Annotated in this window: 9 protein-coding genes; 2 read left to right on the forward strand and 7 right to left on the reverse strand. The window is 39.2% G+C overall.

Features of this window, described 5'->3' with window-relative positions:
• Positions 1 to 497: 497 nt before the first annotated feature.
• Positions 498 to 845, forward strand: a complete 348-nt coding sequence (locus J7R07_RS07690) for a hypothetical protein (RefSeq protein ID WP_208436284.1) — start codon at positions 498 to 500, stop codon at positions 843 to 845.
• A gap of 772 nt (positions 846 to 1,617) precedes the next feature.
• On the opposite strand, the gene J7R07_RS07695 is transcribed toward J7R07_RS07690, so the two are convergent.
• From J7R07_RS07695 to J7R07_RS07725, 7 genes are all read right to left on the reverse strand, one after another.
• Positions 1,618 to 1,761, reverse strand: a complete 144-nt coding sequence (locus J7R07_RS07695; protein WP_208436285.1) for a DUF6990 domain-containing protein — start codon at positions 1,759 to 1,761, stop codon at positions 1,618 to 1,620.
• A 3,329-nt stretch (positions 1,762 to 5,090) separates the two neighbouring features.
• Positions 5,091 to 5,585 (reverse strand): hypothetical protein, encoded by a 495-nt coding sequence (locus tag J7R07_RS07700; protein WP_208436286.1) that lies wholly within the window; start codon positions 5,583 to 5,585, stop codon positions 5,091 to 5,093.
• Between the two features lie 92 nt (positions 5,586 to 5,677).
• Entirely contained in the window at positions 5,678 to 6,247 is a 570-nt protein-coding gene (locus J7R07_RS07705; RefSeq protein ID WP_208436287.1) for a hypothetical protein, read from the reverse strand.
• A gap of 20 nt (positions 6,248 to 6,267) precedes the next feature.
• Positions 6,268 to 6,738 carry a hypothetical protein gene (locus tag J7R07_RS07710; protein WP_246464877.1) on the reverse strand — a complete coding sequence of 157 codons (471 nt, stop codon included), beginning with the start codon at positions 6,736 to 6,738 and terminating at the stop codon, positions 6,268 to 6,270.
• An 804-nt stretch (positions 6,739 to 7,542) separates the two neighbouring features.
• Positions 7,543 to 8,064: a hypothetical protein gene (locus J7R07_RS07715; protein ID WP_208436289.1), complete on the reverse strand. Its 522-nt coding sequence runs from the start codon at positions 8,062 to 8,064 to the stop codon at positions 7,543 to 7,545.
• 56 nt (positions 8,065 to 8,120) lie between these two features.
• Positions 8,121 to 8,681 (reverse strand): hypothetical protein, encoded by a 561-nt coding sequence (locus J7R07_RS07720; RefSeq protein ID WP_208436290.1) that lies wholly within the window; start codon positions 8,679 to 8,681, stop codon positions 8,121 to 8,123.
• A 40-nt stretch (positions 8,682 to 8,721) separates the two neighbouring features.
• Positions 8,722 to 9,156: a hypothetical protein gene (locus J7R07_RS07725; RefSeq protein WP_246464878.1), complete on the reverse strand. Its 435-nt coding sequence runs from the start codon at positions 9,154 to 9,156 to the stop codon at positions 8,722 to 8,724.
• Positions 9,157 to 10,386: 1,230 nt separating this feature from the next.
• Between J7R07_RS07725 and J7R07_RS07730 the strand changes: the two genes are divergently transcribed.
• Complete coding sequence (locus tag J7R07_RS07730; protein WP_208436292.1) at positions 10,387 to 10,932, forward strand: hypothetical protein; 546 nt, start codon at positions 10,387 to 10,389, stop codon at positions 10,930 to 10,932.
• Positions 10,933 to 11,182: the final 250 nt, after the last annotated feature.

The raw sequence follows: 11,182 nt of genomic DNA on the forward strand, positions 1-11,182 counted from the left end.
ACCCCGCCCTAAAGGAGTGTACCCCAACCCTCATGGGATACACCCCGCCCTAAAGGAGTGTATCCCAACGCCCATGGGATACACCCCACCCTAAAGGAGTGTATCCCAACCCTCATGGGATACACCCCACCTTTAAGGGATGTATCCCAATTCGCATGCGATACAACCCAATCTTTATAAGACATCCTTAGCTTTTATAGGCACTCTGCTTTTATAAACCTCTTTACCGTGGTGTAAAAAGAAGTTTGCCAGCAGCTATTCTGTCATCCATTTCGGCATAACGGTATGTATATGAACCCCTCAAATTTGATTAAATAATACAAAATAGATTCTAAAAGAATTAATTAAGGCAATTAAGGGTAGATTTTGTCAAATTATAGACAAAATATCTTCTTTTTTGTGACTGTTGCATTTTTACTATAGTTATTTAAATTAAATTTATATATGATCTGTTTTGATATTTATTTTTTTATAAATAAATACTTAGGAGAAAAACTATGGATATCAGATATTTTTTTATCGCAAGTGCAGTAACAAGTGGTTTAGCTCTTGCAATGCAAGAATCTGATAGTATAGCCAATCAAGAACCCTCTCCTATTGTTGCACCTTATACTTTTTATGAACATAATTCACAATTCATTAAATATATAAGTAGCACATCGGATCAATTGAGTATACTACAAACACAAGGTACTACTGAAGCACAAACAGGAGACAAAGATGACCTCTATCAAAAAGGTAAGAAATTCTTAACCATACTCAGTGAATTTTTATACACTTTGTTCCTATTTTGCATGCAAACATTTCTTGCAGGATCAGGAGGTGGAGCATCTCACGGCGCCTAAGGAAAATCCTATATATTTTGCTGTATTGCACAGTTTAATATTGAGAAGCCCCCATAAAAATGGGGGCTTTAATTGTGTTCTTCTTTTCTCAGCGATAATATTGTTTTTGCTCTCTAATATTCTTGTTTTCGCTCAACCTTCCTGTCATCCGAGCGACCTCAGAAATTTTTAACCCCCATCAATTTTTCATAAAATTGGTTTCTCTCTTATAGATCTTACTTACTGTCCACTTTTGTGATTCACTTCAGAGATCTATCAGACACATAAAGTAACGGTCTTTTTTTCCTCAAAAATGGGAGAACAACAAATTGCGCACCGACTGTTTTTTCCCCATGTTTTTATTTCTATAACTTTTAGCACATTCTTTTTTAATTTTACTGTGATTCTTTATTTTTCTTAAAATTTTTTTTCTTACATCTGAAAGCATCCTTTATTTTCCTCAACGGTGTCTCTCTCCAATGAGTCAATGCTTCCATCGATAAATGCGCGTTCACCATCTTTGCGGCAACACCATCGAGACAATATTCCTCTTCCCTCATTCAAATATGAAGGGTTCACCAGGCAGACCATCGAATCTTTATTCTTTTTACTCTTGTTTTTTTGTTTGATGCATTTTTATGAAATGCTCGTTTTATTGCACAAACTCGGGTCTCTAGCCCTAAAATACTGAGAATGATTCACTTTCACAGACACTTTCTCTACAACCCATTCAAAGAAAGCAGAACTGAGCTGCTCTGTTTTATCTGCCTCCTCTGTCATCAGCAAAGCACATTTAAGAGAGCCTTTCATCAAACGTTGCAGATTTGGTCCATACATCAAAGCCCAATCGCGCCCCTGCTGTAAAGCTCTTTTGATAACAGCGTAAAGTCTCCATATCACCGAGCAAAGCAAGAGCCACTAGATGGAGCAAAGCCATAAGATATGCCCCTAGATTTATCCATCGACCACTTTACAGTGCCTTTTTCCCAAGATGGAATGCTGAATGGAGAGCGCCATCTTTCATAAAGACTAAAATCGCCCATCGCCCCTTTGAGGTTTCATCCAGCGCCTGCTTTAAAAGATTCTGATGGATTCTTTCTGCAAAAATTCCAGCCCTTTATCCACAGCGCCTTTGCGTTTTGTGGATAAAGGATAAAAAATTATAAGGATTAATGGTCTGGCAAACCGCAGTAAAGATACCGGTTATCATGAAAAAATCTCCCATTTGATTGCAGGCAAACCGAGGCAAATTGTGGAAAATCTTTGCTGATTTCATTCTTATAAAGAAATTGCACTTGGGGATTCTATCAGAACAGAGTGGCCAAATGATCGCCTTGTTTTCCGATTCCTATTGATCATCTCAGACTCATCAAAAGTGCTGTTGCACTTTCCATCATCATAATTGCATCCTCATCATAAACTTCACAGGGTTCTTCTTGCACTTTTTTCTCAAACATTTTCTTAAATCCCCATTTTTTGGCACCTCTGCCTGCTTCATTTCCACCTCCTTCAGCCCCGCCTCTTATCCCCCGCTCCCTTCAGCCCCATGTCTGCTCTATAACTGTCTCTTGCCCTTTCATCATTTTTCAAACACTGTATGATGTTCCTGCAGCACTCTTTTGCGTTCTTTTCTCAATTGGAAGTACATTTTTGCCCGTTTCAAGACAGAATAATAAAGGGCCACAATGCATGTGGTAAAAAAAGAAACCAAAGCCACCACGATCATAAACCCTAGTATAAAGAACTTTATAAGACAAGTGTTGGTTTTTTTCTCTCTTACCTTCTTGATTTGGATTCTTTTGATGACAGGATATTTTGCCTTTCTGCCGAAGTACTTCTTACAATTTCGGAATATTTTTTTTCAACAGCTTTGTAAAAAATATGTAAAGTAAAGCACCAACAGAACTGGTATCAAAGCAAGAACACACACACCACGATGGCTTCGAACATCACAAAGACAGAAAAAAGAGCCGTATCCTGCACCACGGTTAGCGTCCACTTTGCCAAGCTTGGTATAGAAAGGATCTTTCTGCCCAGTATAATGATAAGAGAGAGGCAACAGATCACGATCTCATCTTTTCTAGAGAGAAATGCTTGTTCAAGCGAAAAAGAGCGCGGCTCTTTCTCAACTGCCCAATTTTTGCCTTTTATTTGCTCCTCTCTTGCCACATGAGAACGTATTTAATGACTGCTCAAGCATACCACAACACTACCCATCACCAAAAATTTGCACCACCTAGCCAACCCCATCATTCATCACCACCAACCAACCACACCGTGAGACCATTCATCAACCCTCACGGTTTCATCACAGTTTCACCGCTTTGGCTCAATTGCCCCCTCATCTTATCGTACATTCTCAAATGCGCGATAAAAGAACAATAAGGTGCCACAATCATCATATTGCCTAAAATGGTAAAGATCACAATGCGGAAAGCTAAATTCAAATGCCAGGCTTTAAGACTATGGTAAGCAGAACAGAGGCCACTTCTACAGCATTGAGTCTTTATCTAATTATTTTACTGCTCAGGCGTGTCTTTTGCTTGCTGTCTTGTTTTTTCAGTTTACGTTCTTGGATACTGTGAAAGCTCCAAAGGATAGACAAAGATGTGAGAAGACAAATCCAGATTACAACCGGTAAAAGAAAAATAAGATGGCCCACACTATTCCATCTTTTCCACTGAAAAAACGCGCTTAAAGACTGCGCACAAACAGGAAAATCTAATACCATCACGATAAGAAACGCGCAAAATATCATGGAAAAGTTGCGCCATAGCATTTTGTATTTTTTCACTGAAAACATCATAAACTTTTTGAACGAAAAGGAACACGTTTCTTTCTCAACCAATGAAAGACTTCCTTTTCATTCTTTCCTTTTTTATTCTTCATTTTCGTTAAGTTTCCGAGCTATTCTCGGTTTCGTATAAAGGAGTTCTTTGTTTTTCTCAACAATTGATTGCTGTAAAATGACCTTTATATACATAAATTTTCAGTTTTTCCCCTCGACCTCGCACATCATTTCCTCTTCGTAGACAAATGAAACCCCGTTCGTTTAATTTTTGTTTTTCTCCTCGGCACTTTTTTATGGAGAACTCTATTTTTATCCCATCTTTCCAGGTCTCCAGCTCTAAAATACTGATATTGACCAGCAAATTTTCAGCAAACAATCCTTACAATCTGTTTAAGCAAAGCGTGACTGCGTTGCTTTGCCGCTACCACTTCTTGAGCCAATACCACAGCACGCTCAAAATTGCTTGATGCTTAGATCAAAAAAAACTGATGAAAATATTTTTCTACAAACCAAGCTTATCGCCTTTTGCAAAGCTTTTCCTGTAAGACAGCAAAGTTTCAACATTCCCAAGCCATGCAAGAGCCCCCCCAACGAGAAAGCGTACAAAATTCTCTATTCTTCTCCTCTTCCAGTTTTGGCTCTTTTCCTCACAATCTGGTTTATTCTTTAGTTCTTCCTCTCCTGGAAAAAACTATGTCGCGTTCTTTAATCACCCTTTTCAAGTCTTTTCTCGCAGCGCAAAACATTGAAATCCATGCCCTTCCATACCTGGAAAAGAAGCAGACATGTTTGATCAAACAAGAAAACAGGCCCTTAACAAAAAAGCGAACGTAAACGGCTATGAGGAAAAAATACACGAAAAATATTCTAAAAATGCTTTATTCTCTGTCAATTGCCGTGCGCGATGATCTCTTTTTTCTTACTACCATGCTTCTTTTTCCAGTTTCAGGATATTGTGTACAACTGACCCCATCATGATGATGTAGGGCGCCAAAATGATCAGGAAGAATAAAAGAGCACAGCCAAGAAGCCAAGCGAGCGGCTCCCATAATGTGGCTCATCAGAGAGAGAGAAAGGAAACCTTCTCCCCCCCCTCATTTGGTATTTTAAGAAAATGGCTACAAAAGCAGTGACACGCAGAGATACAAAATATTCTTTTAGAATTTCATCTTGAAAGAACCCGCGCTTCTTTAAACCCCATGTTTCTTTAAACAATGTGGGAATAGCCCTTTCACACAACGAAGGAACAGCTCTTGTCCTCAAACACGCTATTTTGCGTTATTGTACTTTTTTATTTTATTCTATTCTCAAGCATTGTATCGCATTCTTGAAGCACTTTTTTGAGTTCTTTTTTTGTTTTACAATAAAGCCTGGCATGCTTGATAAACAGGTAATAAATGAGCAAAACCGGCACAACAACTAAAAAACTCACGATGGCCGAAGACAAAAACGAGAGGGCTAAGAATGTTATAAAACTACTGGTCATTTTTCTCTCCACGTGCATTCTGCATGAAAATTGTTTTCTCTTTTTGTGCAGTTGCCTCTTCCAGTTGCTGGATGGTTTTTTTCAATTTACTCCTTAATTTTATGTAGAACAGCCCCATGAACGGTGCGAAGAGAAAAAAACAGAACCATAGAACACTGAACAGCATAATGATAACAAAACTCGTTTCACTCTTCCAGCCTGCTAAATTTGCTGTAAAGAATACAGATTGTAAAAGCACTATGATGAGAGAGAGGAAACAGATGATTTTCAACTCTCTTGGCCAAAGGAACAGAGATTTTTTAAAGGGAACAGCAGGTACAGCTGGATCATATGCTGCGTTTTGTTCCATGATTTTTCTTTGATGATCATCCGATGGATGTGCAGCATTTTTTTTCAACTCCTCAAGCAGATTAAAGTATAATCTTGTCCGCTTGATGACGAAATAACAAAGCCCAATAATCGCCATACCGATTAAAATGACCATTATAGTGAGTCCTAGCAGACCCCAAAATCCTATAAAAAAGAGCACTTTTTTCCTCTCCCACCTTCTGTATATGGAGCGATTGCGTTATTATTTTAAGCAAATGTTTCCCATTTTTTCATTTTCTTTTTCACCATCTGATTGACTACACCGTAGAGCACTAAAATCACCGGTAAGGAGAAAGCAACCAAGACTACCATTGAAAATATCAACAAAAATGTCAGTATACAAACACCCGATGCTATAGAACCATTATTGATCAACTGTTTTATGTCCATTCCTTTTATGACCTCTGCTCCCACTGCAGTAGCTGAGACTGCGAAGGGCACAAATATGAAAACAAAGAGAATGAGAGAGAAAATGAATATTCTTTTATAATCGTTTTTTGAAAGACTCAGGGATTCTTTAAAGGAAGAGAGATAAGCTTTCGTGTCAAACGCTATTTTTTGCTCTTTTTCTTCTCTCTCATCACGCATGAAGTGCTGCATCGCACTCTCTTTTAGTTTTTTAAAGGTCTCAGAAAGCGCACACGCACAGATAATACGTTTAACAAAGGAGTAATACACTGCTACAATTGTCATAATGCCACACATACTCACCATGCTAGACGTGACTATTATTGAGGCAGTGGTTAAGAGTATGAGCAACATTGCTACAAGATCCATTTTTCCCTCCCTGTCCCGTTCTATAAAGTCATTGAATCGCGCTGCTGTTTGGGCGATTTTTCTAATTGCTGAATCATTTCTTTCAATTGGCGATTCAAGATAAAGTGGAAGATAGAAGCAAGTGGAAAAAGTGTCCAAGCAACTCCAAAGATCGTTTCCGGCAGGGAACACAGAAAAACCCAAACGCTATTCCACCCAGCGGCACGCCACAATTCTCCCATATTCGTTCCGCTCAAAAAAAATTGTCCCAAGAACATATTTTTAAAATTTTCCAGAGGTGTCCCTTGAAGATTTTTCCGAGCAATTTCTTGAAGCTGTTCCACGGTCACCACGTGAAAATATTCCAGAGGTCGGATGTATGTTACAGCAGTAAAAAACACCACCCCTAAGAGAGTAATGCAGAAGATGATGACATAATCTTTTGTTGAGAGAACCGATGCTTTTTTGAAGGAAAAAAGCCGAGCTTCTTTATCAGACATTCTCTGTGACACAACAGTCCTCCCATCCTGGAGAGACCCGTGTTGTGATTTGTCTATGGTCATGCCTATCCCCCGTTTCTTAAATGTTCGAAAGCATATACGTTCAAATATTTAACAGCACATAAAAGCGCAGCATGTTTTCTTAAAGCTTTTTTTACAATTATGCAAGTTTTCTTCACTTTTTTAGAATTTTTGTAGTTTTTTCTCTGTAAAGGCACGTGCGCACCTTTCATAAAAGAACAAGACAGTGCAAAAATTGGCAGAATCAAGAAAAGATCCACGAACATCTAAAACAAGAAATATCAAAAAAAAACGCTTACTTCCTTTGCCTGCCTTTGCCTGCCTCTGCCTGCCCCTGCCTGCCTGTGCCTACCTTTGCCTGCCTTTGCCTGCCTGTGCCTACCTTTGCCTGCCTGTGCCTACCTTTGCCTGCCTCTGCCCGCCTTTTCCTGCCTCTGCCTGCCTCTGCCTGCCTCTGCCCGCCTCTGCCTGCCTCTGCCTACCTTTGCCTGCCTCTGCCTGCCTCTGCCTACCTTTGCCTGCCTTTGCCTACCTTTGCCTGCCTCTCCCTTTCACACAACGAAGGAACAGCTCTTGTCCTCAAACACGCTATTTTGCGTTATTGTACTTTTTTATTCTCTTTCACTCTCACGTATTATGTCCCATTTTTGAGGTGCTTTTTTGAGTTCTTTTGTTACTTTGCAATACAGCCTCACACGCTTCATAAGCAGGTAATAAAGAGCCAAAGTGGGCATAATCATTGAGAAGCTCTTTATGATTGAAAAGAGAAAAGAGAGGGTCATGAATGCTAAAAAACTACGCGTCATTCTCGCTCCCACGCGCATCCTGTATGCGGAATGCTTTCTCTTGTTGTGCAATGATTTCTTCCAGTTGCTGGATCTTGTGTTTCAATTTGCCATTCAATTTTATGCAGACCACCCCAATGATTGGTGCGAAAAGAAGAAAATAAAGCGATAGAAAATTTAATAGAACTCTAGCATGCACGTCATTCTTCCATCCTTCCAACATGGGAGAAGAGTCCACAGCGTATAAAACCGCAAAGATGAGAGAGATGACACAGATAACCTTACACTCTTTTGGCCAAAGAGCTGCAGATTTCCTGAATGTAAAAAGGCGCGCTTTCATGTCAAGCGCCACATTCTCTCCCACCATTTCCCTTTCATGAGAAGCCAATGGATGTTTTGTACTCTTTTCCAGTGCCTTAAGCATGCTGAAATACAATCTCATGCGCTTAACGAAAAAATAATGCAGCCCAACGATAAGCATACATACCAAAATGGCTATAACAGTGAGTCCGAGCAGACCCCAAGATTTCATAAAAAGCTGCACTTTTTTCCCCTTGCGTTCTGAATACCTATCAATTTAGCAGCCGCTCAAGCCAACTTTTTCAATTTCTTTAACATCTTTTTCACTCTATAATTGAGGATACCGTAGAGTACCAAAATCACTGGTAAAGAAAAAGCGATGCACGCCAAAATCATACCTGATAACGTCATGCTCATCATAAAAACAACAAACGACAGATTATCATTCTTTGTAAACTGTTGGAGCTCCATTCCACGTATGGCCTCTGCTCCCACCATTGAGGATGAGATGATGAAAGGCATAAATGCAATGGCAAACACAATAAAAGAGTATTTGAATATTTTTTTATAATCTTTTTCTGAAAGAACGATAACTTCTTTAAACCAAGGGAAGTAAACTGCCATGTTCACTTTTGGTTTTTTCTCTTTTATTTCCTCCCCCTCACGAACGAAGTGATGCGCCGCTATCATTTTTAGTTCGTAACACATATCAGCAAGCAATTCCTTACGCTTAAAAAAAGAATAATAAATTGCAAAAATTGCTACAGTAGCACATAAACAAATGACGTTATAGACCACTATCATGGACACAATGGACAATATCGTAGTCAACTTTGGCAAAAAAGTCACTTTTCTCTCCCTATCACATTCTATGAAGTAGTAGGATGCATCACTCGGGTAATTTTTCTAATTGTTGGAGCATTTCTTTCAAATCAAAATCTAATAGGAAGTGGAAGATCAAAATGACTGGAAAGAGCATTTGAGAAATTCCAAAGATCACTTGTGGCAGAAAACATATCAAAGCCTTAACACCGTTCCACCCAGCAGCACGCCATAATTTTTCCACATGCACTCCACCCAATGAAATTTGTCCGAAAACAAAATCTTTAAGATTTTCCAGAAACGCTCCTTGAAGCCTTTTCTGATTGATTTCTTGAAGCTGTTCCTTAGATATAACGTGAAAGAATTCCAGAGGTTTGATATATATAATGGCAGCACTCACCGCCAACACGATAAAAGATATGCAGAAGATCATGACATAATCTTTTCTTGAGAAAAGCATCGCTTTTTTGAAAGAAAACAGCTGAAATTCTTTATCAGACATCCTCTGTGATACAACAGTCCCCCCACCCTGGAGAGATCCATGTTGTGATTTGTCTATGGTCATGCGCACCCCCACTCCTCAAATATTCACAGCATCCACCAGCCAGCCTTAGGTACTGCTTCAATCTCCCTCACGATTTCTCCCATGCATGAACATGTATAAGGAAAAGCGCACATTCTCCTATAAGAATGTATGTTTACAACAAAAAAAACGGCCCAGACAACGCTACAAGCTCTTCACAGCTTCATGAACCAACACACACATGGAAGGAATTGATCACTTTATGCATAGAAGATGCGTCTATCAGTTTCAGTAAAAATTTTCAATCCCTTCTTTTAAAGTTTCCATCAAAAAGCGGCACGCCCTATTGCCAACAGGGCTACACAGACCTTCGCAAACAAGAGTTATGCATAAAAAAGCAGCTTTTTTTAAGAGTCCAACCCATCGTTTCAGAACAATTTTATGAGAGGGTTCCTCTTTATAGCACAGCGAAGAGGAAAAGAAGAGGTTTCATTTGCGCTCTATAAAGGATAACTTTAATAAAGAAAACGACCAATCAAAAGAAACAGCACATTCGGATAATTTTTGATTTATTTTGTTACTAACATTGTATGATCGGTCTACTTGTAGATATTTTATTTGAAAAGACAGCTTCTACTGTGGTATTATAAGAAGAGATGGGGTTTGCTTTTCTCAGAAATCTTCTGTTGAAAAGAGAGCAATTTTTCCTCAAAAAAGGATATAACGATATGCTTAATAAAGGGACGCGTATCAAATTTCTCAAGACTGTCGCCAATAACAAACACTGGCTTTTTAAACAGATCGTGAGAACTCTTGCACGCCCCTTGAACAGAGAGACCAATAAAATGACGTCTCCTGAAAAACTCTGTTTGCCGTCTTAAAGTGTGGAATATCCTTGTATTTTTTTCACATTTGGCAAACATTGCTTTTCGATTTCTCAACACATTTGCAATGTTTATAAAAAGCAGATGATCAGCGATAAATGACAAGATAAAAAGGGTGGTGAACAACTTGTAAGAGAGATTATTTTGCTCTTACAGGAATGTTGTTTTTCTTTGCGACAATAAACGAAAGACTCTACAGTGCTTATTTTTTCATCAACCACCGCCATACATGACGTGTTCGAATGGGGGCGCATTTTCTCAGGTGCTTTTTACATTGTTCTCATTTTCAAACAGACAGTTTTTTTTCAATTCAAATGGTATGTTCATGAAAATACGTAAAAAACGCGGTAGACCCAGAATAGCAGGAAAACTAAGAGAACCCAATGGCCGTATTTCACGTGCTCAAAAACCACGCACCCCCCCTCCTCAACACACCATTGCAATGCGTGCTAAACACTTTGGTTTGACCATAGAAGAAGCCAAAAATCCACTTGTCGGTACCTATATTGGACGTCTTTGTTTGCTTGGCTATAAACAGGATGCATTGGGCATCAGTAAAGAGCAATATGATACTGCGCAACGGTATCTCCAAATCAGAAACGACTATTTATGCGCAAAAGGTTTGCCAAACGGCTATTATGATGATTTCACCCATACATCAGATGAAAAGGCACAAAAACAGTGGATTCAAAAAGCAACCGATCACTATGAAAACATGCAAGAAGTGATCCAGAAAACGCAACATCTGCATCGCCAACATAACTTTTATGCTGCATTACAATATCTTGTTGTAGAAGACCAACCACTTCCTTCTCTGGTCTGTTCACTCCGTATAATACTTAATGTGCTTCATGAATATTTTGAAGGTTAACGGCGTACCCGCTTGTTTTTTTTGCCTCTTATCTAAAGAATGTGCACGCATGAAAAGACAGAGATGTCAATATTTCCCATGATGATCCCATATGCATACAGCGTTCTATTCTGTTTTTCATAGGCTGATAACCTGAAGATTTATTGTACAACTGAAAGCGCATAGCTGTACAGAGTGCAAAGAAAAGAGCCTCCACCATCCCATCGGCAACCCGCACCACCAGCATTCACCCCCCCACCAGCACCACCAC

The sequence above is a fragment of the Bartonella phoceensis genome (genome assembly GCF_902825145.1).
Classification (GTDB): Bacteria; Pseudomonadota; Alphaproteobacteria; order Rhizobiales; family Rhizobiaceae; genus Bartonella; species Bartonella phoceensis.